Annotated in this window: 20 protein-coding genes and 1 other annotated feature; of the genes, 13 read left to right on the forward strand and 7 right to left on the reverse strand. The window is 45.9% G+C overall.

The annotated features are described in order from the left end of the window. Positions 1 to 47: 47 nt before the first annotated feature. The 3 genes from EJ063_RS09280 to hldE all read left to right on the forward strand — a co-directional run bounded on the left by EJ063_RS09280 (position 48) and on the right by hldE (position 5,746). The gene (locus EJ063_RS09280; RefSeq protein WP_126574016.1) at positions 48 to 1,304 is read left to right on the forward strand and encodes a methyl-accepting chemotaxis protein; all 1,257 of its coding nucleotides are present in this window, start codon (positions 48 to 50) and stop codon (positions 1,302 to 1,304) included. Between the two features lie 118 nt (positions 1,305 to 1,422). Continuing rightward, entirely contained in the window at positions 1,423 to 4,263 is a 2,841-nt protein-coding gene (gene glnE / locus EJ063_RS09285) for a bifunctional [glutamate--ammonia ligase]-adenylyl-L-tyrosine phosphorylase/[glutamate--ammonia-ligase] adenylyltransferase (protein ID WP_126574017.1), read from the forward strand. 52 nt (positions 4,264 to 4,315) lie between these two features. Further along, entirely contained in the window at positions 4,316 to 5,746 is a 1,431-nt protein-coding gene (gene hldE, locus EJ063_RS09290; RefSeq protein WP_126574018.1) for a bifunctional D-glycero-beta-D-manno-heptose-7-phosphate kinase/D-glycero-beta-D-manno-heptose 1-phosphate adenylyltransferase HldE, read from the forward strand. Positions 5,747 to 5,854: 108 nt separating this feature from the next. On the opposite strand, the gene arcA is transcribed toward hldE, so the two are convergent. Next, a complete protein-coding gene (arcA, locus tag EJ063_RS09295) occupies positions 5,855 to 6,571 on the reverse strand; it encodes a two-component system response regulator ArcA (RefSeq protein WP_126574019.1) in 717 nt (238 codons plus the stop codon). Between the two features lie 332 nt (positions 6,572 to 6,903). On the opposite strand from arcA, the gene EJ063_RS09305 reads away from it, so the two are divergent. Further along, positions 6,904 to 7,287, forward strand: a complete 384-nt coding sequence (locus tag EJ063_RS09305) for a DUF3293 domain-containing protein (protein WP_167469896.1) — start codon at positions 6,904 to 6,906, stop codon at positions 7,285 to 7,287. Positions 7,288 to 7,313: 26 nt separating this feature from the next. Continuing rightward, positions 7,314 to 7,799, forward strand: a complete 486-nt coding sequence (locus EJ063_RS09310; protein WP_126574020.1) for a putative 4-hydroxy-4-methyl-2-oxoglutarate aldolase — start codon at positions 7,314 to 7,316, stop codon at positions 7,797 to 7,799. Here the strand turns inward: EJ063_RS09310 and EJ063_RS09315 are convergent. Continuing rightward, complete coding sequence (locus EJ063_RS09315) at positions 7,796 to 8,257, reverse strand: hypothetical protein (protein ID WP_126574021.1); 462 nt, start codon at positions 8,255 to 8,257, stop codon at positions 7,796 to 7,798. The genes EJ063_RS09310 and EJ063_RS09315 overlap by 4 nt on opposite strands. 273 nt (positions 8,258 to 8,530) lie before the next feature. After that, positions 8,531 to 8,654 (forward strand) — a sequence feature (Thr leader region). 29 nt (positions 8,655 to 8,683) lie between these two features. On the opposite strand from EJ063_RS09315, the gene thrA reads away from it, so the two are divergent. Genes thrA through thrC form a run of 3 tightly spaced genes read left to right on the forward strand, consistent with a single transcriptional unit; the run spans position 8,684 to position 13,393 of the window. Next, positions 8,684 to 11,143 carry a bifunctional aspartate kinase/homoserine dehydrogenase I gene (thrA, locus tag EJ063_RS09320; RefSeq protein ID WP_126574022.1) on the forward strand — a complete coding sequence of 820 codons (2,460 nt, stop codon included), beginning with the start codon at positions 8,684 to 8,686 and terminating at the stop codon, positions 11,141 to 11,143. A 16-nt stretch (positions 11,144 to 11,159) separates the two neighbouring features. Next, positions 11,160 to 12,116, forward strand: a complete 957-nt coding sequence (thrB, locus tag EJ063_RS09325; protein WP_126574263.1) for a homoserine kinase — start codon at positions 11,160 to 11,162, stop codon at positions 12,114 to 12,116. Continuing rightward, positions 12,113 to 13,393 (forward strand): threonine synthase, encoded by a 1,281-nt coding sequence (gene thrC, locus EJ063_RS09330; protein WP_126574023.1) that lies wholly within the window; start codon positions 12,113 to 12,115, stop codon positions 13,391 to 13,393. The genes thrB and thrC overlap by 4 nt, the downstream gene beginning before the upstream one ends. Before the next feature lie 224 nt (positions 13,394 to 13,617). Here the strand turns inward: thrC and EJ063_RS09335 are convergent, their stop codons facing one another. The 4 genes from EJ063_RS09335 to mtnN form a co-directional block, all read right to left on the reverse strand. After that, positions 13,618 to 14,238 carry a TRIC cation channel family protein gene (locus EJ063_RS09335; RefSeq protein WP_126574024.1) on the reverse strand — a complete coding sequence of 207 codons (621 nt, stop codon included), beginning with the start codon at positions 14,236 to 14,238 and terminating at the stop codon, positions 13,618 to 13,620. A gap of 73 nt (positions 14,239 to 14,311) precedes the next feature. Continuing rightward, positions 14,312 to 15,133, reverse strand: a complete 822-nt coding sequence (gene btuF / locus EJ063_RS09340) for a vitamin B12 ABC transporter substrate-binding protein BtuF (RefSeq protein WP_126574025.1) — start codon at positions 15,131 to 15,133, stop codon at positions 14,312 to 14,314. Next, positions 15,134 to 16,087, reverse strand: coding sequence for a cobalamin biosynthesis family protein (locus tag EJ063_RS09345; RefSeq protein ID WP_126574026.1), 954 nt, complete (start codon positions 16,085 to 16,087; stop codon positions 15,134 to 15,136). 27 nt (positions 16,088 to 16,114) lie between these two features. Then, positions 16,115 to 16,810 (reverse strand): 5'-methylthioadenosine/S-adenosylhomocysteine nucleosidase, encoded by a 696-nt coding sequence (mtnN, locus tag EJ063_RS09350; protein WP_126574027.1) that lies wholly within the window; start codon positions 16,808 to 16,810, stop codon positions 16,115 to 16,117. Positions 16,811 to 17,208: 398 nt separating this feature from the next. Here mtnN and rpsO point away from each other — a divergent pair, with 398 nt between their 5' ends. From rpsO to EJ063_RS09375, 5 genes are all read left to right on the forward strand, one after another. Further along, the gene (gene rpsO / locus EJ063_RS09355; protein ID WP_126574028.1) at positions 17,209 to 17,478 is read left to right on the forward strand and encodes a 30S ribosomal protein S15; all 270 of its coding nucleotides are present in this window, start codon (positions 17,209 to 17,211) and stop codon (positions 17,476 to 17,478) included. Positions 17,479 to 17,855: 377 nt separating this feature from the next. Then, positions 17,856 to 19,988 carry a polyribonucleotide nucleotidyltransferase gene (gene pnp / locus EJ063_RS09360; RefSeq protein WP_126574029.1) on the forward strand — a complete coding sequence of 711 codons (2,133 nt, stop codon included), beginning with the start codon at positions 17,856 to 17,858 and terminating at the stop codon, positions 19,986 to 19,988. A 119-nt stretch (positions 19,989 to 20,107) separates the two neighbouring features. Beyond that, positions 20,108 to 21,025: a lipoprotein NlpI gene (gene nlpI, locus EJ063_RS09365; protein WP_126574030.1), complete on the forward strand. Its 918-nt coding sequence runs from the start codon at positions 20,108 to 20,110 to the stop codon at positions 21,023 to 21,025. Between the two features lie 103 nt (positions 21,026 to 21,128). After that, a complete protein-coding gene (locus EJ063_RS09370) occupies positions 21,129 to 21,542 on the forward strand; it encodes a MarR family winged helix-turn-helix transcriptional regulator (protein WP_126574031.1) in 414 nt (137 codons plus the stop codon). A gap of 42 nt (positions 21,543 to 21,584) precedes the next feature. Continuing rightward, positions 21,585 to 22,922, forward strand: coding sequence for an MATE family efflux transporter (locus tag EJ063_RS09375; protein WP_126574032.1), 1,338 nt, complete (start codon positions 21,585 to 21,587; stop codon positions 22,920 to 22,922). 54 nt (positions 22,923 to 22,976) lie between these two features. On the opposite strand, the gene EJ063_RS09380 is transcribed toward EJ063_RS09375, so the two are convergent. Further along, positions 22,977 to 23,855, reverse strand: a complete 879-nt coding sequence (locus EJ063_RS09380) for a U32 family peptidase (protein WP_167469897.1) — start codon at positions 23,853 to 23,855, stop codon at positions 22,977 to 22,979. Positions 23,856 to 23,870: the final 15 nt, after the last annotated feature.

The following is a 23,870-nucleotide window of genomic DNA, read 5'->3' on the forward strand; positions in this document are numbered from 1 at the left end:
GTTTAGCCAGGTCCACACAATATATAAGACTTAGTGGAGAAGTAACAATGACCAAACTGGCATTTAAACCATGGGAGCGAGTGATTACCGATATTCGCTTAGTCCCAAAGATGGTGATGCTGATGGTGTTCAGTACGATACTGATTATCGCCAAGCAGTTATGGGACGCGAGCACCTTTCATGACTCCCTTTTAGCCGCAACCCAAAATGCTCAGGTTGCGCAAGAACATTATGATGCCTACCTTGTTCAAGTTGCGTGGCAAACTGGACTATTGATTGTGGTCTTTGTTGCTTTACTGATGTTTGCGGCGCGCATTATGTTACGTCAAACCCAATATTTGAGTGACTCGATCAAAACGATGGCAGAAAGAGATCTGTCAGTGCCGATCGAAATGGCATGTAAAGATGAATACGGTGACGTAGCACGTGAACTAGAGAAAACGCGAGTTCAGCTGCAAGAGATGATCAAATTGCAAGTTGATGCTTCACAAGAGCTTTCAGGCCTGACAGAAGTGATGACGCTCAGCATGTCTGAAACCAAAGAATCAGCGCAAGAAGAGTTCAATGAAATTGATCAACTTGCCACCGCGATGAGTGAAATGAGCTCTACGGTTCAAACGGTGGCCGATCATGCACAGAACGCTTCTTCATTGACTGAAAGTGCATCCGGCCAGGCGGCAACAGGCCAGCGCTTTGTGCAAGACACGGTACTAAAAATCAGTGAGCTTTCTAAAGATATTTCTGCTTCAGCGGAGGCGGTGAACCAGGTCGAAGACAGTGTTGGTTCAATCGGTAGTGTGGTTGGCACGATTCAAGGTATTTCTGAACAGACTAACTTATTGGCATTGAATGCAGCGATTGAAGCGGCTCGTGCGGGTGAAGCGGGTCGAGGTTTTGCCGTGGTTGCTGACGAAGTTCGTAACCTAGCACAACGCACTCAGCAAGCGACGGTTGAAATTCAAGAGATGATTACGTTATTGCAAACCAACGCAAACTCAGCGGTTGAGCTGATGGAGAAAAGCGTTGTTGAAGCGGCAGAAGGTGTAGAACTGGTCACCAATGCGGGCAGCGAACTGGATGGTATTGTTGGTCAGGTGAACCAGATCAACGACATGAACTTCCAGATTGCAACGGCTGCCGGCCAACAGAGTAGTGTTGCGGAAGAGATGGATCAAAACCTCACCAATGTACGCGAACTTGTTGAAGCATCGGTAACGGTCGTTTCGGAGCTGCTTGAAACTTCAGAAATCATGCAGCAGAACGCAGAAGAATTAGATAAGAAGATCACCTCGTTTAAAGTCTAATTTTTTCACTGAGATTAAAGAAAACGCTCACTCATTGATGGTGGGCGTTTTTTATTGGTTTAAGTCTGGTATAAATAGTCCATAACCTTTCAAAGGCTTAGCGAAACAAGGAAGAACCATGCAATTGCCCGAGCATCTCACCCCCATATCCCAAGCAGCACTCGATACTCTTCTTGACTCAAATGCGCTTTCACATTGGTCTGAATCGTTGCTAGACCATCTTCGTTATGTTGCTGGACTCAGTAAATTTGTCGCAGAGACATTGCACAGTGATGAGCATCTTCAAGCGAGTTTGCCGGACATGCTTGAAGAGAGCTCTCGCTATGAATCGTATCGAGAGCGATTGCATGCTTTATTAGCGGAGTGCAATGATGAGATGCAAGGTCACCGTGTCTTAAGACAGTTTCGAAATCGAGAAATGGTGTACATCGCGTGGCGTGACTTTACGGCCTCTTGGGCACTAGAAGAGAGTTTGAACCACCTGTCTGAACTGGCTGAAGCGATGATATTTGAAACCTATCAATGGCAATATAAGCAGTGCTGTGATTTATGGGGAACTCCGACTAACGCGGAAGGTGAAGCGCAACCAATGCTGATTATAGGTATGGGCAAATTAGGCGGCGGTGAGCTTAACTTTTCTTCCGATATTGATTTGATTTTCACTTACCCAGAAAACGGTGAAACTCAAGGTGCTCGCCGAAGCATTGCCAATGCCCAGTTCTTTACCCGTCTCGGTCAACGCATCATTAAAGCCCTCGATCAACACACGTTCGATGGCTTCTGTTATCGAGTGGATATGCGCTTAAGACCTTTTGGTGACAGCGGTCCTTTAGTCATGAGTTACGCAGCCTTAGAGGATTATTACCAAGAGCAAGGGCGCGATTGGGAACGTTACGCCATGATCAAAGCGCGCGTTATGGGGCGCGAAATGTACCCTGAATATCAAGAGCTGCGTCAAATGCTGCGCCCATTTGTCTTCCGTCGTTACATCGATTTTAGTGCCATACAGTCATTACGCCGAATGAAGTCGATGATCAGTAGTGAAGTGCGCCGTCGTGGCTTAAGCAATAACATCAAGTTGGGTGCTGGTGGCATTCGAGAAATTGAGTTTATTGCTCAGGTGTTCCAATTGATCCGTGGTGGACGTGAACCTTCTCTTCGTCAGCGTGGCTTATTAGAAACCTTAGACGCGATTGAAGAGTTAGAACAACTGACCGAGCAAGAGTGTCAGGATTTGAAGACTGCTTATAAGTTCTTGCGCCGTTTAGAGAACCTGTTACAGGCGATGGCTGATAAGCAGACCCAAACTTTGCCAGAGTGTGAAACCGAGCAGCTGCAGTTAGCGGTGGCAATGGGCTATCAGCAATGGGAGCAACTGATGGCTGATGTTCAAACTCATATGGCTAATGTGCATGCGGTATTCGGTGAGCTAATTGGTGACGATGAAGAAGAGCAGCAAGATATTGCCAAACACTTTTCTGAACTTTGGGATATGGCGGCGAAGCAAGATGTTATCGAACATATTTTAGAGACGGATCTTCAAGCTGAACAATTCCAAAGGATGGCTGAAACCATCATTCAGTTTAAGAAAGATCTCGCTAAAAAAACGTTAGGGCCACGCGGTCGCGAAGTGCTGAATAGATTAATGCCGAAAGTCTTTGCCGCTATTTTTGATCATAAAGATGCCGAGTTTGGTTTACCACGCGTTTTGCACTTGCTACACAAAATCGTGACTAGGACGACTTACCTTGAGCTGCTTGATGAACATCAGGCCGCGTTGACGCAACTGGTTCGTTTATGTACCGCGAGCCCTATGATTTCAGAGCAGCTAGGGCGTTACCCTATTCTTCTTGATGAGTTGATCGACCCGCAGCAGCTTTATAATCCGATCCCACTTGAAAGCTACTGTACCGAATTACGCGACTTTTTAGCCCGTATCCCAGAAGACGATATGGAGCAGCAAATGGAAGCGCTGCGTCAGTTTAAGCAAATCTGTATTTTGAGAATAGCTGCGGCTGACATTGCCGGTGTGCTGCCCGTGATGAAAGTGAGTGACCACTTAACTTATTTGGCTGAGGCGATAGTTGAATCTGTCGTACATCAAGCTTGGCTACAAATGACGGAAAAATACGGCACGCCTAATCATCTTAAAGATCGTGATGGCAAAGGCTTTGCGGTCATTGGTTACGGTAAAGTCGGCGGTTGGGAGCTTGGCTACAATTCCGATTTGGATATTGTGTTTATGCATGATAGTCCAGTTCAGGCTTACACAGATGGTAAAAAAGAGATCGATGCTCGTCAGTTTTACCTTCGTTTAGCGCAGCGCATCATCCATATTTTCTCGACTCGTACTGCATCGGGCACTTTGTATGAAGTCGATACTCGCTTACGACCATCAGGAGCATCTGGTCTTTTAGTTAGCCCAACGGATGCCTTCGATGAGTATCAGCGCCAAGATGCTTGGACATGGGAGCACCAAGCTCTTGTCCGTGCTCGAATGATCTATGGTGATGAGGCTTTGCAGCAGGCATTCGCCAAAACACGCCATGAAATTCTCAACTTGAAGCGAGATGAAGCTAAGCTGATTAAAGATGTGTCTGAGATGCGAGTGAAAATGCGCGATCACTTAGGTGGCAAAAAGTCTGGCCGCTTTATGCTCAAGCAAGATCCAGGTGGCATCACCGATGTGGAGTTCTTAGCGCAATATTTAGTATTACGTTTCAGTCACGAAAAGCCGAAGCTAACCCGCTGGAGTGACAATGTGCGTATCTTCGAATCTATGATGGCACAAGGCATTATGGAAGAAAGTGCGGCGATGGCGCTGACGCACGCTTACACGACTATGCGAGATCAAATCCACTATCGCAACTTATTGAACCTAGACGCCGATGTGGCGGAAGAAAAATACGTCAAGGAGCGAGAGCTTGTGACGAAACTATGGCACGAGTGGTTAGAATAACGCCGAGCCTTTGTGCTAAACTCTTGCCCGAATTAGAATTTGGAGATCAACAATGAAGCCAATCCTACCTAACTACAGTGACTCTGGTGTCCTTATCATCGGTGACGTAATGTTAGATCGTTACTGGTATGGCCCAACTGGCCGCATTTCACCAGAAGCGCCTGTGCCTGTAGTAAAAGTAGAAAACAATGAAGAGCGTCCTGGTGGTGCTGCGAACGTGGCAATGAATATTGCTTCGCTTGGTGGTCACGCTCATATTGTTGGTTTAACAGGGATTGATGAACCAGCTAAAGCGCTGAATGAAACGCTGTCTGCGTTGAAAGTGAAATGTGATTTTGTTGGGCTGCCGAACTACCCAACGATTACTAAGCTTCGCGTAATGAGCCGTGGCCAGCAGCTGATTCGTTTGGACTTTGAAGATAAATTTGAAAACATTGATGCCGAGCTGATCCTAGATCGCATGGAGCAAGCGTTACCAAAAGTGAAGTCAGTGGTACTGTCTGACTACGCAAAAGGCGCGTTAGAGCACGTACAGCAGTTTATTCAAAAAGCGCGTGCATCGAGTGTACCTGTATTCATTGACCCTAAAGGTGCGGACTTTGAGCGCTACCGTGGTGCAACACTATTGACGCCTAATATGGCTGAATTTGAGCTAGTTGTTGGTAAGGTGAATTCAGAAGAAGAACTCGTAGAGAAAGGCCTAGCGCTGATTGAAGAGTTCGACTTTGAAGCGCTATTGGTGACTCGCAGTGAGCATGGCATGACGCTATTGCGCCGTGGCCAAGAACCATTCCACTTACCAACTCAAGCCAAAGAAGTGTACGACGTGACGGGTGCTGGTGATACGGTGATTTCTGTTCTTGCCGCTTCTGTTGCTGCAGGTAAGCCACTAGACGAAGCGTGTGCACTAGCTAATGCTGCTGCTGGTATTGTTGTTGGTAAGCTTGGTACTTCAACGCTATCAACCATTGAACTGGCAGAAGCAGTTCACGGTAGCCAAGACACAGATTTCGGCGTGATTGGTGAGCAAGCTCTGATTGAAGCAGTGAAGAAAGCGCAAGCGAAAGGTGAGAAAGTGGTCATGACCAATGGCTGTTTTGACATTCTTCATGCTGGTCACGTTTCTTATCTGAATCACGCAGCAGAGCTTGGTGATCGTCTGATTGTGGCTGTTAACACCGATGAGTCAGTAAAACGCCTTAAAGGTCCTGGTCGTCCTGTGAACCCAACCGATCGTCGTATGGCGGTTCTTGCTGGTTTAGGTGCGGTTGACTGGGTTGTTCCATTTGGTGAAGACACGCCACAACGTTTAATCTCTGAAGTCCTACCTGACCTACTTGTTAAAGGTGGTGACTACAAACCGGAAGAGATTGCTGGTGGTAAAGAAGTGATTGCCAATGGCGGTAAAGTTGAAGTGCTTAACTTTGAAGACGGTTGTTCAACCACTGAAATCATTGATGCGATTAAAGGTGGCCGAGGCTAACCTCGCCGTTAAATAACAAATGCCCGCTGAATTCGCGGGCATTTTTGTATCTGTAATCTAGATATAAAAAATGGAGCCGATTGGCTCCATTTTTTGATAAAGAGTTGATTACTCTTCTAGATCACCACAGAAGCGGTAACCTTCACCGTGAATCGTCGCGATGATTTCTGGCGTGCCAGAAACTGATTCAAAGTGCTTACGAATACGACGAATTGTTACGTCTACCGTACGATCGTGTGGCTTAAGCTCACGACCAGTCATTTTCTTCAGTAGATCTGCACGAGTTTGAATCTTGCCTGGGTTTTCACAGAAGTGAAGCAGGGCACGGAACTCAGAACGTGGCAGTTTGTAACCGTCACCGCTTGGGCTTACCAATGAGCGGCTATTGATATCTAGAACCCAACCGTTGAATACGTACTTCTCAACACTACGCTTTTCTTCACTTACTACACCAGAACTCATAGAGCGGTTTAGTAGGTTACGAGCACGGATTGTCAGTTCACGTGGGTTGAACGGTTTAGTGATGTAATCATCAGCACCGATTTCTAGACCAAGAATCTTATCAACTTCGTTGTCACGGCCTGTTAAGAACATTAGCGCAACATTTGCTTGCTCACGCAGTTCACGTGCAAGCAGTAGGCCATTCTTACCAGGTAGGTTGATGTCCATGATAACTAGGTTGACTTGGTTATCAGACAGCACCTGGTGCATCTCTTCACCGTCACTGGCTTCGAAAACAGCGTATCCCTCTGCTTCAAAAATACTCTTTAGAGTGTTACGAGTTACTTGCTCATCTTCAACAATAAGAATGTGCGGGGTTTGCATTGGCGGTACCTAAATTTGTGAAAAATTTGTGCTAATAGAATAAATTCTAGGCAAAAACATAACATACAGGTAATGTGATGTTGATAATAAACCAAAGGCTATAAAATTACACTCTCTTTGATTGCCCGCCGTCCTTGGTGCATCGTCATTCTTGATAGATGCCTTTAATCCCTCAGTTTTCCATTAGTCTTTGAGGCGGATTTTATAATGTTAACAGCATGCTAACAACGTAGAACTGCTAATTCCAATCACTTTGTTGATTTATATCAAGAGTTCGAATGTAACAAATATTAATAGTATCTATAGAATGTAAAGAATTTGGGGTGACGATAATGGACGATGCCTTATGGCAAACTTACTGCGACCCATACTTCCGCTTTGAAAGTCAGCTACACAGTGAGAACTTCGCCATTATCACCGCATGGAACCCAGCCAGTGTTTGGCTATCTAACATAGATAACACACGAAATAATCAGCACTTAGAAAAAGATATAAGCCATACTTGTTATAGTCATGTGTTAGTTGGTGACAAGACGTTTACTTGGGCTGAAGCCAGTTTTGCAACGGCGATGAGCCTTGAAGAAGCGTTAGAACTTGGAAAAAAATACCAACAAAATGCCATTTATTACGTACAAGGAGAGGCGTTATTTCTCATTTCTTGCCTGCGACATCAACGGTCGATTTTACATGGGAAGTGGCAAGAAAGGTGTCGATAGGATTTTAAGAAGCTCATGGAGGAAAAATGAACGATATAACCCCTGATATTTGTGACAAGCATGAAGACAAAGTGACATTGCTGGCGCTGCCGTTGCATAGCTTTGGCCGCAAGCTGAACTTTTATGGTGAGATCGTCACCGTGCGTTGCTATCACGATAACTCAAAAGTTCGGGAAGTGCTTAGTCAAGATGGAACAGGTAAAGTGCTCGTTGTGGACGGTCATGGCTCCTGTCAAAAAGCACTACTGGGCGATCAACTGGCCATCTTAGCCATCGACAACAATTGGGAAGGCGTTATCGTCAATGGTGCGGTGCGTGATGTGGCGGCTATGGCGGAAATGGAGTTGGGTGTTCAAGCGCTAGGTGCGTGTCCATTCAAAACGGAAAAGCGTGGTGCAGGAGAAGTCAACGTGACGCTCACGATTCACAATCAAATGATCCAACCGGGTGATTATATTTATGCGGATTGGAATGGTGTGCTTATGTCGACAGAGTTACTAGACTGGAGTTAGAACCTAAACCCTAAGCCAACTTCCACTCCTTGTTGCCATTCTTGATAATCGAGAGTGGCATGAATATCGAGGTTTTCAGTCAGTTTTAGGCGGCTGGAAACCTCCGCCGAAAGCGTTGTCTCCTTACCCTCATCAAGACTCTCTTCGCTAGAAGAGTGCAGCATACTTTGCACAGAAACCCTTGGGCTCAGTTGATAGCTGATCCCACTAAGAAAGCCGGTTTCATTGATCGCGTCGCTATTATCGAGACGTGCCCCGACATACAGATCTATCTTATCGAACACATTGTATGAGTAACCACCATCTATCTTCCAAGAATCGAAATCTGTTTGGTCACTTCCACTGGATAAAAACAGTCGATGAGGGGAGGTAGCGTCGTGAGCAGGAAGGGGAGGAAGCTCGGTAGCAAATAGTGGGCATGCGGCAACAAGCACTGATAGGCTTAGTATTGTTCTCATACGCGCTCCCTCGCTTACTTTTTATCCACTGCGATAATAATTAAAGCATAAAACGGAAGAGTGAGGGGCAAGTTTCTTATAGTAATTCGTTATTATGATATACGCCTCTTGTTTCATTGGTCTGTAAAATGATTGTGTGGCTGAATTTCTATTTGTGAATGCGATTGAAACGAGGTGTAAACAAAAAATAGTAACTTTTCATTGACGCAATGATGAAAAATAAGGTAAACGTATGGGTAAGCAAACAGATTACGCCGATAAATAAGATATGCAGCATCAACGCCTAGTAATGACAACAACCATTATTATTACCGACATCGCAATTGTTGGGGCAGGCTGCTAAGCGAAAGAAATTCAAAAAAAGGCCTGTATCCAACAAGATACAGGCCTTTTTTTATGCCGATTTAAAACAATTTGGAGGAAGGGATGCGAGTTTTAAAGTTTGGAGGTTCATCATTAGCTGATGCTGACCGTTTTTTACGAGCAGCAGATATCATCGCTAATAATGCACAGCAAGAAGAGGTGGCAGTTGTCCTATCTGCACCAGGGAAAACAACAAACAAATTGGTCTCAGTGATTGATGGCGCTTTGAAAAATGGAGAAGCAGAATTACAAATCGCTGAGCTTGAAGACTCGTTTCGAGATCTATTCCAAGACATCAAACAAGAGCTGCCTAATATCGATGGCAGCGGCTACGACAACCAAGTAAAAACGTCACTGACCCAGCTACGTCAATTTGTTCATGGCGTAAACCTGCTAGGTATGTGCCCTAACCATGTAAACGCACGCATCATCAGTAAAGGTGAACGTGTTTCAATTCAGCTGATGAAAGCGGTATTGGAAGCGAAGGGGCAGCCTGCGAGTCTGATTGACCCTGTTCAGTACCTATTCGCTCGTGGTGACCACTTAGAAGCGATGGTGGACGTTGAGGTCTCTACTCAAAACTTCCGTCAAAACCCACTTCCTCAAGGTCACGTTAACATCATGCCAGGCTTTACAGCCGGTAATGAAAGTGGCGAGTTAGTCACCCTTGGCCGTAATGGTTCAGATTATTCAGCGGCGGTACTAGCAGCGTGTCTACGTGCAGACTGCTGTGAGATTTGGACTGACGTTGATGGGGTTTACAACTGTGACCCTCGCCTCGTTGATGACGCTCGCCTATTGAAGTCTCTTAGCTATCAAGAGGCTATGGAGCTTTCATACTTTGGTGCCTCAGTTCTTCACCCGAAAACCATTGCACCGATCGCGCAATTCCATATCCCATGCTTAATCAAAAACAGCTTTAACCCACAAGGTGCAGGCACGCTGATTGGTCAAGATACCGGTGAAGACAACCTTGCGATTAAAGGCATCACGACATTAAGTGACCTGACGATGGTTAACGTCTCTGGCCCAGGCATGAAAGGCATGGTTGGCATGGCGAGCCGTGTATTTGGCGCGATGTCATCGGCTGGTGTATCTATTGTTCTTATTACTCAATCTTCTTCTGAGTACAGCATCAGCTTCTGTATCGAAGCGCAAGACAAAGCGCTAGCAGAACAAGCTCTGAGCGACACGTTTGAACTGGAATTGAAAGACGGTCTACTAGAGCCAGTAGAGTTTATTAGCGATGTGGCTATTGTCACTCTTGTTGGTGACGGCATGCGTACGTCTCGCGGTGTCGCTTCTCAGTTCTTCTCATCCCTTGCGGAAGTGAACGTGAATATCGTAGCGATTGCTCAAGGTTCTTCTGAGCGTGCAATCTCGGCCGTGATTCCTGAAGATAAAATCTCTGAAGCAATCAAAGCGTGTCACGAAAACCTCTTTAACTCTAAGCACTTCCTTGATGTGTTTGTTGTTGGTGTCGGTGGTGTTGGTGGCGAACTGGTGGATCAAATTCAGCGTCAGCAAGCAAAACTGGCAGAAAAAGGCATTGTGCTACGAGTATGTGGCCTCGCGAACAGCAAAGGGCTACTTCTAGATAGCGAAGGGCTACCGCTTGATCACTGGCGTGACCGTATGAAAGATGCCTCAGAAGAGTTCAGCTTAGCTCGTCTCATCTCTTTGGTTCAGCGCAATCACATCATCAACCCAGTGTTGGTTGACTGTACTTCAAGCGAAGGCATTGCCAATCAATATGCTGACTTCTTAGCCGCGGGTTTCCATGTTGTAACGCCAAACAAGAAAGCCAATACGGCAAGCATGGCTTACTACCACCAGCTTCGTGATGTGGCGCGTAGCTCTCGCCGTAAACTTATGTATGAAACAACGGTAGGTGCAGGTCTGCCGGTTATTGAAAACCTTCAAAACCTAATCTCAGCAGGTGATGAACTAGAGCGCTTCACCGGTATTCTTTCTGGCTCGCTTTCTTACATCTTCGGTAAGCTTGACGAAGGTATGACTTTAAGCCAAGCGACCAATATCGCGAAAGACAACGGCTTCACCGAGCCAGACCCACGTGATGACCTTTCCGGTATGGATGTGGCACGTAAGCTACTGATTCTTGCTCGTGAAGCGGGTATGAACTTAGAGCTTGAAGATGTGATTGTTGATCAAGCGTTGCCGCCAGGTTTTGACGATTCAGGCAGCATTGAAGAGTTTATGGCTCGTCTTCCTGAAGCGGATGCCTACTTCAAAGAGCAATCAGCAAAAGCCGCTGAAGAGGGCAAAGTACTGCGTTATGTTGGTGAAATCGCCGATGGCCAGTGTCGCGTAAGCGTTGCAGCGGTGGATGAAAACGATCCAATGTTCAAAATCAAAGATGGTGAGAATGCTCTGGCCTTCTTTAGCCGCTACTACCAGCCAATCCCATTGGTTCTTCGTGGTTACGGTGCGGGTACGGAAGTAACAGCAGCGGGCGTATTCTCAGATGTGATGCGTACATTAGGTTGGAAGCTAGGAGTTTAAATATATGAGTCGTGGTATGGATGTCGTGGTTTATGCTCCAGCATCAATCGGTAATGTCAGTGTCGGTTTTGATGTGTTGGGGGCAGCTGTCTCTCCGGTGGATGGTACGCTGTTGGGTGACCGAGTTCAGGTTAAAGCTGGTAATGAGCCGTTTGCGCTAAAGACTGCAGGTCGCTTTGTTTCTAAGTTGCCTACCGACCCGAAAGAAAATATTGTTTATGATTGTTGGCGAGTGTTTGCTCGAGAGCTTGAAAAGAAAGGGGAATCACTACTTCCGCTGGAAATGACGCTCGAAAAGAACATGCCAATTGGTTCTGGTTTAGGTTCTAGTGCCTGCTCGATTGTTGCGGCGCTGGATGCTTTGAACCGGTTCCATGGTGAACCACTCAATGAGACCGAACTTCTCGCTCTCATGGGGGAAATGGAAGGACAGATCTCTGGTGGTGTTCACTATGATAACGTCGCCCCATGTTACTTAGGTGGCGTACAACTGATGCTAGAAGAGCTCGGCATCATTAGCCAAGAAGTCCCATGTTTTGATGATTGGTATTGGGTAATGGCGTATCCAGGCATCAAAGTGTCGACGGCGGAAGCGCGAGAGATCCTACCATCTCAGTACCGCCGTCAGGATATCATTGCTCATGGCCGCCACCTTGCTGGTTTTATTCATGCTTGTCATTCGAACCAACCAGAGTTAGCGGCTAAGATGATCAAAGACGTGATCGCTGAACCATATCGTGCGAAACTGCTACCTGGCTTTGCTGATGCTCGTCAGTACGCAGCAAGCGCAGGGGCTTTAGCTACCGGCATTTCTGGTAGTGGCCCAACACTATTTAGTATTTGTAAAGATAAAGATGTCGCTGAGCGTGTTGCTCGCTGGCTTGAACAAAACTACGTACAAAATGAAGAAGGATTCGTCCATGTTTGTCGTCTTAACAAACAAGGTTCGAACGTAACAGGAAGTGAGCTATGAAGCTGTACAACATAAAAGAAAATGACGAACAAGTTTCCTTTGGCCAAGCCGTTCGCCAAGGTCTAGGCCGTAACCAAGGTCTATTTTTCCCGCAAGAACTGCCAAAGTTTGATGATATTGATGCACTGCTAGCTGAAGATTTTGTTTCACGTAGTACCAAAATCCTATCTGCGCTAATTGGCGATGAGCTGCCAGCAGAACAAGTTAATTCAATGGTTGATGCGGCGTTCCAATTCCCAGCACCAATCAATAAAGTGAAAGACGGCGTTTACGCACTGGAGTTATTCCATGGCCCTACGCTCGCGTTTAAAGATTTCGGTGGCCGTTTCATGGCTCAGTCTCTAGCGGCGGTTTCTGATGGCGGTAAAATCACTATCTTAACCGCAACGTCTGGTGATACTGGCGCTGCAGTTGCGCATGCATTCTACGGTATGGAAGACATCAATGTTGTTATCCTTTACCCGAAAGGCAAAATCAGCCCGCTACAAGAAAAGCTATTCTGTACGCTAGGTAAAAACATTCACACCGTTGCAATTGATGGCGATTTTGATGCGTGTCAGGCACTCGTGAAGCAAGCATTTGACGATGCTGCGCTGCGTGAAGAGATTGGTCTGAACTCTGCAAACTCAATCAACATTTCTCGTCTAATGGCGCAGATCTGTTACTACTTCGAGGCGGCATCTCAGCTAAGTAAAGAAGAGCGTGAAAACCTAGTTGTATCAGTACCAAGTGGTAACTTTGGTAACCTAACGGCAGGTTTATTGGCGAAAGCGCTTGGTCTACCGATTAAACGTTTTATTGCTGCAACGAATGAGAACGATACGGTTCCTCGTTACCTAGAAACGGGTCAGTGGGATCCAAAACCAACCGTAGCAACAACATCGAACGCGATGGATGTGAGTCAGCCAAACAACTGGCCACGTATCGAAGAGCTATGCCAGATAAAAGGTTGGGGTTTGGATACGCTTGGTAAAGGTAAAGTGTCTGACGAGCAAAGTGCTGACTCTGTACGTGACCTAAAAGCGCAAGGCTACCTATGTGAGCCACACGGAGCGATTGCATACCGTCTGTTAGACGAGCAACTGCAAGAAGGTGAAACAGGTATATTCCTTTGTACTGCGCACCCAGCGAAGTTCAAAGAAGTAGTTGATGAGATCCTAGGGTCAGACATCGACCTACCAGCACCGCTTGCTAAGCATGCAGCGATGGAGCTTCTTTCTGAAGATCTAGCGAATGACTTTGACTTACTGAAAGAAGTGCTTCGCCGAGTTCAGTAATCACTCGCGTAATACTACGAATAGAAAAGGTCACCTCGGTGACCTTTTTTGTTTCTGTGGGTTGTTACTTAATCGTCATTCCTAGACGCTTATCATTGTCATCCTCAAGAGTAAGGAACGAACGAGTTGGGGGATCTTTTAAAGCAAGTCGAATGGCATTTTGAGATTCCTTACTCACTCATTCTTCGTTTTAAGGAATGACAATCAGCCCCCATATTTTTTGCTTAACGATTCAAAGCAAAGGTCGGCAAAGATAAGTGCCAGCGAATCGCGCCTAAACGAATTAACAGTGTTGAGAAAACACCAGCCAAGAAGGCTGTATCACTGCTGTAGCCCATTGAAAGAGCAGTTGTGTGGAACACGCCACCAATGATACAGGCGGTCGCATAGACTTCACTTCTCAGTACCATCGGGACTTCTCGAGCGAGAACGTCACGAATAATACCGCCACCACAGCCAGTGATTACACCCATGATAACCGCGACTAACGCTGAGTCTTGGTAGGCCATGGTCTTTTCGACACCAATGCCGACAAACACGGCTAAGCCGATGGCGTCACAAACGGGTAAAATCCACCAAGCAAGACGCTTAGGGCGTCTAACAATCAACATCGTTAGTAGGCAAGTAATAAGGATCGTCCAAAGGTAATTGGTGTCGGTGATCCAAAAAACAGGCGTTGCACCTAAGGCCATATCACGGATTGTGCCACCACCGATGGCCGTTACACTGCCAAGAACAGCAACGCCAAACGGATCCATCTTTAATCGACCTGCAAGTAGGACGCCTGAAATTGCAAAAATTGCGGTACCGAACAAGTCGATAGTGTAAAGCAGCATGGAATCCATGACACTAGAATCTCTTACTTAAAATTGGGAACAAGAAGTGAGCTCGAATTGTACGAGATATACTGAGCAACCGTTAGCGTTTTTGACGAACTGTTTCGAAATACTCACAAACTTGTTCAATCGCTTTTAGGGTGCGGGGTGTTGGTCGATTAATCCAATCTGAATTGAGGGACCAAATCGCATCATTTTGAACTGCGTTGAGCTGATCGTGCCATTGTTCCCACATATTGCCATTGGCAAGGGCATGTGCAGAAGTGAAAATGACATCCGGGTTTTGAACGATCACCTGTTCCAGACCGACTTGAGGGTAGGGTGCCGCGCTCTTCTCAAAGGTGTTCTCCCCACCACAAAAATCAAATACCTCACTTGGCCATTTACCTTGGGCTAAGGTGATGATCGGTTGCTGACTGAGTTGGTAAAAGTATCGGACCGATTGCTCGGTATGGTAACGGGCTTTGAGTTCGACCAATGACTGCCTAAAGTCATCAGCAGCCCGTTTACCAATATTTGGCTCTGAAGAATACTGACTGAGCTGTTCGATGTTATTGGCTATGTCGTCAAGGCTATTTGTGTGAGAGTAGTAGATATTGAAGCCAAATTGCTCAAGCTTTTTTAACTCCCCCGCAGGGTTACCTGACGGCCATGCAATGATGAGATCAGGTTGCAGGGCGATAATACGCTCAAGCTTAATACCTTGGTAATTAGAGACTTTTTCAATCGATTGAGCTTGCTCGGGGTAGTCACTGCGTTCGCTAACCGCGACAAGCTTATCCCCTAAACCGGCTGCGTAAGCAATTTCAGTGGCGTGAGGGGCAAGGCTGATAACACGTTCAACGGGGGCGGAGTAAAGATAAAAGCTCATCAAAATGGAGAAAACGGCAGCAATGGAACGCATTTAAAATCCTTGGTAAATCAGGCCCATGAACAGGCTTTGTATAACAATCCAAGCGAACATACGCCACGCAAGTAACTTTTGAACTTGGGCAACATGAATTGCAGAGGGGGCAATTCGGCCGCCCAACTTTGCTCGAATCGCTTTGTGCTTATTGTAAATAGCAGGGCCACCTAAAGAGAGCTCAAGTTTTGCCCCCACCGAAACCAATAACCAAGCTGGTCCTGGTAGTGGCCAAGATTTCGCTTGAAGAGAGATGAGTTGTGCTGTCTCTTTGGCGCGCTTACCTACCGTTATCATCATGGCGAAAAGACGCATTGGCATATAATCCAGTGCTGCGACCGCGCGGACTGCTGGAATGCCAAAAGGAGAGAACTGTTGACGGGAAGGTGACCAAGCTCTGGCGAGTTCAACACTCATTCTGTAAAGAAACGCAGCGATACCTCCGCCAATGCCATACCAAAACAGCACGCCGATAACGTTACGGCCATAAGACATGATCAATGTTTCAGAGCCCGCCTTCCCTAAACCTAGTAGAGAGAGCGGCTCAGTAGAACGGTTGACGATGGGTTTGAGTAGCATCTTAGCATGTTCTTTATCTTCTCTGGCGAGTGCGGCAACAAACGAAGCGGTGAACTTGTCCGTATTGCGCCAATCAATGGCCAGGAGCAAAAAAGCGAGCTCGAAAAGTTGAGGTTGCCAAACCAATGGTTTCAGTGCGATGAGGACTACTAACATGGGCAGCAACATGAGCAACCATGCGAGTGTGCCTGAAATGATGCTCTGCGAATAGCTGCTGTTGTTATTGACCTTATCGGCCAACAGCTCGGCGAATTTATGCCAAAGAATCGCGGGGTGAGCTTCTCGTGGGAAAGGAAGAATTAGGTGAAACAATAGAGCGCCCCATAATACAAGGAGCGCCCCATTTGAGTAGAATTGATTGAATATATCTTCCATGATATCGCGTATTTTCCTTCTTAAGTGTTACTTAAGCAGTTCAACCATTTTGATGACCATTTCAGACGAGCTCTTAGCCGCTAGCGGAAGGAATTCATCGAAGGTCATGCCTGCTTCTTTGTCAGCAACGTCTGAGATAGCACGTACAACGACAAATGGGACGTTGAATTGATGACACGTTTGAGCAATCGCTGAGGCTTCCATCTCGACAGCAACAACAGAAGGGAAGTTCTGGCGAATAAATGCTTGGCGCTCTGCGCTCGCAATGAAGGCATCACCGGTACAAATTAGGCCACGCACTGCATGAGTCTCTTCCATTTGCGCTAGGGCTTTTTCAGCGACATCCATTAGCTTTTCATCTGCGATGAACGCGGCTGGCTGTTGCGCCATCTGACCGATTTCATAACCAAAAGCGGTTACGTCAGCATCGTGGTGGCGAACTTCAGTTGAGATAACGACATCACCTACATTTAAGCTTGCATCAAAGCCACCGGCAGAGCCTGTGTTGATAACGACGTCTGGCTGGTACTCATCAAGTAGGATAGTTGTACCAACGGCTGCGGCAACTTTACCAATACCTGATTGAAGCAACACAACCTCAACACCGTTGATTTGACCTGAGAAGTAAGTACAACCTGCTTTGTTAACTTCTTTACGGTTTTCAATTGCTTGTTTCAGAATGGAAACTTCTTGTTCCATTGCACCAATGATGCCGATTTTCATAGTGAATCCTATATATTCAATTAGGTTGGTTTTGATGGGCTAAGTGTAACAGAAACAATAAAGATAGGAACGGGCAGCGCCTTTCGAACCTACCTTTGTCATTCCCTAGACTGACGAAGGAAGGAGTAGGGAATCTCATAAAGTCTTCGATTCGCAGCAAGAGGTCCCCAATTCACTCGTACCTCGCTCTTGAGGATGACAGTGCTGAAGGGGAAGCATTTATAGCCGACTTCCCCGAACTTCCGTTTTCGCATCTCACATCCATATATTCCCGCGCGAAGCGTGCAAATAGCTATTGCTTAACCTTTATACATCCCATATAATTCGCGCTTCTCGTGTCGGCTGAATCAGAGATTGGCTGGCACAATGTTTAACTTACTCTTATTTAGGAGAGAATTATGTCTCTGAATGCAGAAACTAAAGCAGCAATCGTTGCTGATTACGCACGCGGTGAAGGCGATACTGGTTCACCAGAAGTACAAGTAGCACTACTAACTGCTTCTATCAACCACCTTCAAGGTCACTTCAAAGCTCACAAAGGCGATCACCACAGCCGTCGTGGTCTTCTACGTATGGTTTCTAGCCGTCGTAAGCTTCTAGACTACCTAAAAGGTAAAGATCTTGGTCGTTACCAAGAGCTTATCAAGCGTCTAGGTCTACGTCGCTAATCAAATTCCAAATTTGATGAAAGAGCCTCAGCTTATGCTGAGGCTTTTTTTATATGGGCTAGTTAAATTATTTTCCCGTTATTCAATGTGAATGGCTTTCTCAGAAGGTGAGCACATAAGCAGGAAATTTAAGGGGATTTGACCTGAAAACTAGTCTATAATCGGGCCGCTATTTCCTATATTCACTCACTGTGGATTCAAATAGTACAACTTTATATCACTGACTACAGTCACGTAAGTCGACCACATGGTCGCGGCTATTAAAAGCGGGTTTAGTGTGAGCTTATAGGCAACACTAGAGCAATAAAGAGAGCCTGTTTTCACTAGTCGCGATTGGTAGCAGTGAAGTTTCAATATTAATCTAACAAGGAATTTCCATGTTCGAAAAACCAGTTGTTAAAACGTTCCAGTACGGTAACCACACAGTTACTCTAGAAACTGGCGTTATTGCACGTCAAGCTACAGCAGCAGTAATGGTTACAATGGACGATACTTCTGTATTCGTATCTGTTGTAGGTAAAAAAGAAGCGGTAGAAGGTCAAGACTTCTTCCCTCTAACTGTAAACTACCAAGAGCGTACTTACGCTGCAGGTAAAATTCCTGGTGGTTTCTTCAAGCGTGAAGGCCGTCCTTCTGAAGGCGAAACACTAACGGCTCGTCTAATCGACCGCCCAATTCGTCCTCTTTTCCCGGATGCATTCAAAAACGAAGTTCAAGTTATCGCAACAGTAATGTCTGTTAATCCAGACGTACAACCTGACATGGTAACAATGATCGGTACTTCTGCTGCTCTTGCTATCTCTGGTATCCCGTTCAACGGTCCTATCGGTGCAGCACGTGTTGGTCACGTTGACGGTCAACTAGTACTGAACCCAAGCAACACTGAACTAGACACGTCTAAGCTAGACCTAGTCGTTGCTGGTACTGAAGGCGCTGTTCTTATGGTTGAGTCAGAAGCTGACAACCTAACAGAAGAAGAGATGCTTTCTGCGGTTGTATTTGGTCACGATCAACAACAAGTTGTGATCAAAGCAATCAACGAGTTCGCCGCTGAAGTTGCGACTCCAGCTTGGGACTGGGTTGCTCCTGAAGAGAACACAGCACTAAACACTCGCATTGCAGAACTTGCAGAAGCTAAGCTTGTTGAAGCTTACCAAATCACTGAGAAAATGGCTCGTTACGACCGTATTCACACGATTGCTGCAGAAGTAAATGAAGTGCTGCTTGCTGAAGATCCAGAAGCAAACACAAAAGAAATCCACACTATCTTCCACGATCTAGAGAAGACAGTTGTTCGTCGCAGCATCATCGCGGGTAACCCACGTATCGATGGCCGTGAAAAAGACATGGTTCGTGCGCTTGACGTACGTACTGGCGTTCTTCCACGTACACACGGTTCTTCACTATTCACTCGTGGTGAAACTCAGGCAATCGTAACTGCGACTCTAGGTACGCAGCGCGATGCTCAAATCATCGACGAGCTAACAGGTGAGCGTAAAGATCACTTCCTACTACATTACAACTTCCCTCCATACTGTGTAGGCGAAACGGGTTTTGTAGGTTCTCCTAAGCGTCGTGAAATCGGCCACGGTAAACTGGCTAAGCGTGGTATTGCAGCAGTAATGCCATCTGTAGATGAGTTCCCATACACAGTACGTGTAGTATCAGAAATCACTGAATCTAACGGTTCTTCTTCAATGGCTTCTGTATGTGGTACTTCTCTAGCGCTTATGGATGCTGGTGTTCCAATCAAAGCGTCTGTTGCGGGTATCGCAATGGGTCTAGTGAAAGAAGGCGACGACTTCGTTGTTCTTTCTGACATCCTTGGTGATGAAGACCACCTAGGTGACATGGACTTTAAAGTGGCTGGTACTAACGCTGGTATCACTGCACTTCAGATGGATATCAAGATCGAAGGTATCACTAAAGAAATCATGCAAATTGCTCTTAACCAAGCGCAAGGTGCACGTAAGCACATCCTATCTGTAATGGATGAAGCGATTTCTGGTGCTCGTGACGATATCTCTGAATTCGCTCCGCGTATTCACACAATGAAGATCAGCGCTGAGAAGATCAAAGACGTTATCGGTAAAGGTGGTGCTGTAATCCGTGCTCTAACTGAAGAGACAGGTACAACTATCGAAATCGAAGACGACGGTACAATTAAGATTGCTGCAACTGAAGGTACAGCTGCGAAAGAAGCAATCCGTCGTATCGAAGAGATCACTGCAGAAGTTGAAGTAGGCCGCATCTACACTGGTAAAGTTGCTCGTCTAGCTGACTTCGGTGCATTCGTTACTATCCTGCCTGGTAAAGATGGTCTAGTACACATCTCTCAAATCGCTGATAAGCGCGTTGAGAAAGTGTCTGACTACCTAGCTGAAGGTCAAGAAGTTCAAGTTAAAGTACTTGAAATCGACCGCCAAGGCCGTGTACGTCTAAGCATGAAAGAAGCAGTAGAAAAGACGGAAGAAGCAGCAGCTGAAGAAAAACCAGCAACTGACGCTTAATTTGGTCAACAATAGGTGAATTAGCCTATTGCGCTAAAAGCATGTTATAAAGGGAGCATTACGCTCCCTTTTTTTATGTGGATGATACTGGGCTCGGCTCAGGACAGGAGTATCGATAAGTGAAATGGTTTCGAACGGCAACGCTGAGTGTGGCACTACTCGTTACAGCAGGTTGTGCAACGACTTCAAATAATAGCGCTCAATGGCTTTACCCACCGATGGCTGTGCCTTTACAGGCAAGTGTTCAACAAGAGGTGCAGATAGCGCGTCTTTCTCAGTTGCTTCAACGAACAGATTTGCCTAATGATGTCAGAGCCAAGATGCTCTATGAACGTGGTAACTATTACGATAGTGTCGGTCTGCGTGATTTAGCACGACTGGACTACAATCAATCACTTTCTTTAAACCCAGCGCAGCCTGATCTGTTCAACTTGCTGGGCGTTTACTTCACTCAAGTGGGTGAGTTTGATGCGGCGTATGACGCGTTTGACTCCACTCTAGAACTTGCACCAGATAACACTTACGCTGCTCGTAACCGAGCGATTGCTTTGTACTACGGTGATCGTATTGATCTTGCATTAGAAGATATGCAAAAGCACTATGAGCAAGATCCTAGCGATCCGTTTAGAGCGTTATGGCTGTACATTGTAAAATCGGAAAAGGCGCCAGAGTTAGCGCGCCAAGAGTTAGAGCAACGATACCAAGCTCGTGATGAGCAATGGGGATGGGTATTGGTTGCGATTACTCTAGGTGATGTGACGGAAGAGCAAGCCTTCAAAGCGATTCTTTCTGGTACAAGAGACAACACCGTTTTAGCTCAACGGCTGACGGAAGCATACTTCTACTTAGGTAAGCGTTATCAAGCAGAAGGCGATTTTGCTAGTGCAATCTCTTTATACAAGTTAGCGATTTCATTTAACGTGTTTGAATATGTCGAGCATCGTTACTCGTTCTTAGAGTTAAGCCGCATCTACAATCAAGTCAAAGCCGAGCACTTAGCTAAAGCAAAGCAAGCGCAAGCTAAAAACGCTCAGTAAGTAAAACGAGCAAAAGAGAAACCGCTGGTATCAGCGGTTTTTTATTGCCTAAAATTTGAATATGACTAAAATAGTTAGCCTTGCTAACTAATTGGCGACAGTGATGACTTTAGAGAACAGTTTGATTGAATTAGAACGATTCTGTTCTAAAGCTTGGCGTATCTATGCCAAGGAAGCCCCGTTATCGCTACTGAGCTTTAATGAGTTCGATTATCTCAAAGTGATCCAAATGTCACCTGAAGGGATGAGGATTACTGACCTAGCGGACGAGATGAAAGTCAGCAAGCCATCGGCATCAAACATGGTGGCACGGTTAGAAAAGAAAGGTTTAGTGCTTAGAGTGCCTTGTAACGAAGATGCACGTTCTAAACGAGTGACGTTGACAGAAAAAGTGATTCAGGATTTATCACTAGAACAGGTTGTTTATAAGGAAATTGCCCAAGCGATGAACGCCAAGTTATCGGCTAAAGAAGCTGAACAGTTGGTGTCTCTGCTGGAAAAATCATTAAAAGCTTAAATTTAATTATTTAGTTAGCCTTGCTAACTAATGGTGATAAGAATGCAAACTTCAATCTATAAACAGTTTTGGAAATACACCATCCCTACCGTTGCTGCGATGTTGGTGAATGGTTTATACCAAGTTGTCGATGGTATCTTTATTGGCCGCTATGTCGGCGCTGATGGTTTAGCGGGTATTAATGTCGCTTGGCCGGTGATTGGCTCGATTCTAGGCATTGGGATGTTGGTGGGTGTCGGTACCGGAGCCCTTGTGTCTATTCGCCAAGGTGAAGGGGATAATGCCGGTGCGAAACAAATCCTCACTACTGGCCTTCTGCTACTGTTGGCGCTAATGCCGATTGTCGCTGGTGGTTTGTTCTTGTTTGCTGATGACTTCTTACGTTGGCAAGGTGCGGAGGGGCGAGTGTATGAGCTGGGGTTACAGTACCTTCATATCTTGATCGGAGCCTGTGTATTCACCTTGGGTTCCATCGCTATGCCGTTTCTGCTGCGTAATGATGACAGTCCAAATTTAGCCACGATGCTGATGGTGGTTGGTGCCGTAGTGAACATTGTGATGGATTACATCATGATTGCACTGTGGGGCTGGGAGCTGACTGGTGCGGCGATTGCAACCGCGATCGCGCAAGCAGTGGTGACCGCATTAGGTTTAGCGTATTTCTTCTCATCTAGAGCCAACTTACGACTTAAGATCAGTGAGTTCAAATTGAAGCTTGCTGCCGTTCCGCAGATCTTTGCCATTGGTACTTCAAGCTTTTTTATGTATGCCTACGGTTCAATGATGGTTGCACTGCACAATAGCCTATTTACTCAATATGGCGATGTGATGATTATCGGTGCGTATGCGATTTTGGGGTATATCGTTACGGTTTATTATCTCACCGTTGAAGGGGTCGCCAACGGCATGCAGCCACTAGTGAGCTTTAACCACGGCGCGCGCAATCAAGAAAACATTCGCAAGCTGTTAAAAGTGGCGATGGGCACATCGATACTGATTGGTTTAGGCTTTGTTGTACTGTTGAATCTATTTCCTCGCGAGTTTGTCTCGGTGTTTAACTCGTCAGACAGTCAACTGATTGAAAACACGGTTTTGGGGATTCGCTTGCATATGTTTGCGCTGTTCTTGGATGGCTTCTTGGTTGTCGCTGGTGCTTACTATCAAGCGATCAACAAAGGCAGCAAAGCGATGTTTGTCACGGTTGGTAATATGCTGATTCAGCTACCTTTCTTGTACATCATGCCAAAGCTGTTTGGTGTGCCAGGAATATGGATCGCGTATCCTTTGTCGAATATCGCGTTGAGCGCGGTGGTTATATTTATGCTACTCAAAGATATTCGCCGATATCAAACAGCTCAACCAGAGCAAGCTATCGCATAGAACAAAGGGGCTCATTGAGCCCCTTTTTGTTGATGTTTTTAGCTAGAAATAAGATTAGATATTTTTCACTTCTAAGCCAGCAAGTTGATGCCAGTAGCCATTACATTGGCGGCTTTCAATAGTAGATGGGTTATTACCTTGCTCATTGGCGCGGAACTTATCGACTTGAGTGAAAGTATCGAGACCAAGCGGGCTAAGGCGTACTACATCAACCAAACCATCCATACTTGGTAAGTCATTGATAAGGTTATAGCAGTAGCCAGACTGAGTCTGAATGCCATTGAGGTTAAACACCTCTTGGCCCTCTTGGCTGCTGACCTGAATACCGGTTGGGTATTTGATACAGCAAGTCTCACAGTCATCTTTCGCTTTATTCTCAGCACGAGCAGTAAAGCAACGAGCTGAGTAGGCCAGTGGCAAATAGCCATGACTGAATACTTCAACTTCAAACTGACCTTTGATGCCCAACTCATCACATTGAGTCAATACGTTGCCTAACCATTCGCGTGATAATTCAACCGGCATACACCAACGTGTCATCCCTTGTTTTAAGAATAGGTTTAACGTGTGTGCGTTGTACGTATTGACCGCAGGGCCAACCACAAAAGGCACTTTGCTTTGGCTGGCTAATTGAATTGCAGAGACATCATTGGCTTCAATCGCAAAGTCACCGTTATCGATGTACCTCTTCATGATATTGACTTCGCTAGGTGCCTCAAGCAGTGCCATCGTAGAAAGCACGACTTGTTTACCAGTAGAACTGAGCTCTTTAGCAATATCAAACCAATGAGCAGGCTTCATCTCTCGGCGCTTAGAACAGACACTTTCACCTAGATAAATAATGTCTGCTGAACTCGATTTTGCTTGCTGATAAAAGTCTTCAACATCTTGCTTAGGCCAGAAGTAAAGTAATGGGCCAAGTGCGTATTTCATTGTGTTTTCCATTCT

This window comes from Vibrio aquaticus, from assembly GCF_003970385.1.
Taxonomy (GTDB): Bacteria; Pseudomonadota; Gammaproteobacteria; order Enterobacterales; family Vibrionaceae; genus Vibrio; species Vibrio aquaticus.

Excerpts from the sequence above, each read along its gene's own strand:
- btuF (WP_126574025.1), bottom strand. The coding sequence starts at position 15,133 with ATGCGTTCCATTGCTGCCGTTTTCTCCATTTTGATGAGCTTTTATCTT.
- thrB (WP_126574263.1), top strand. The coding sequence starts at position 11,160 with ATGGATGTCGTGGTTTATGCTCCAGCATCAATCGGTAATGTCAGTGTC.
- EJ063_RS09345 (WP_126574026.1), bottom strand. The coding sequence starts at position 16,087 with ATGGAAGATATATTCAATCAATTCTACTCAAATGGGGCGCTCCTTGTA.
- thrA (WP_126574022.1), top strand. The coding sequence starts at position 8,684 with ATGCGAGTTTTAAAGTTTGGAGGTTCATCATTAGCTGATGCTGACCGT.
- EJ063_RS09280 (WP_126574016.1), top strand. The coding sequence starts at position 48 with ATGACCAAACTGGCATTTAAACCATGGGAGCGAGTGATTACCGATATT.
- EJ063_RS09305 (WP_167469896.1), top strand. The coding sequence starts at position 6,904 with ATGGACGATGCCTTATGGCAAACTTACTGCGACCCATACTTCCGCTTT.
- EJ063_RS09375 (WP_126574032.1), top strand. The coding sequence starts at position 21,585 with ATGCAAACTTCAATCTATAAACAGTTTTGGAAATACACCATCCCTACC.
- glnE (WP_126574017.1), top strand. The coding sequence starts at position 1,423 with ATGCAATTGCCCGAGCATCTCACCCCCATATCCCAAGCAGCACTCGAT.
- EJ063_RS09370 (WP_126574031.1), top strand. The coding sequence starts at position 21,129 with ATGACTTTAGAGAACAGTTTGATTGAATTAGAACGATTCTGTTCTAAA.
- EJ063_RS09310 (WP_126574020.1), top strand. The coding sequence starts at position 7,314 with ATGAACGATATAACCCCTGATATTTGTGACAAGCATGAAGACAAAGTG.
- EJ063_RS09315 (WP_126574021.1), bottom strand. The coding sequence starts at position 8,257 with ATGAGAACAATACTAAGCCTATCAGTGCTTGTTGCCGCATGCCCACTA.
- EJ063_RS09335 (WP_126574024.1), bottom strand. The coding sequence starts at position 14,238 with ATGGATTCCATGCTGCTTTACACTATCGACTTGTTCGGTACCGCAATT.
- thrC (WP_126574023.1), top strand. The coding sequence starts at position 12,113 with ATGAAGCTGTACAACATAAAAGAAAATGACGAACAAGTTTCCTTTGGC.
- arcA (WP_126574019.1), bottom strand. The coding sequence starts at position 6,571 with ATGCAAACCCCGCACATTCTTATTGTTGAAGATGAGCAAGTAACTCGT.
- pnp (WP_126574029.1), top strand. The coding sequence starts at position 17,856 with ATGTTCGAAAAACCAGTTGTTAAAACGTTCCAGTACGGTAACCACACA.
- rpsO (WP_126574028.1), top strand. The coding sequence starts at position 17,209 with ATGTCTCTGAATGCAGAAACTAAAGCAGCAATCGTTGCTGATTACGCA.
- hldE (WP_126574018.1), top strand. The coding sequence starts at position 4,316 with ATGAAGCCAATCCTACCTAACTACAGTGACTCTGGTGTCCTTATCATC.
- EJ063_RS09380 (WP_167469897.1), bottom strand. The coding sequence starts at position 23,855 with ATGAAATACGCACTTGGCCCATTACTTTACTTCTGGCCTAAGCAAGAT.
- mtnN (WP_126574027.1), bottom strand. The coding sequence starts at position 16,810 with ATGAAAATCGGCATCATTGGTGCAATGGAACAAGAAGTTTCCATTCTG.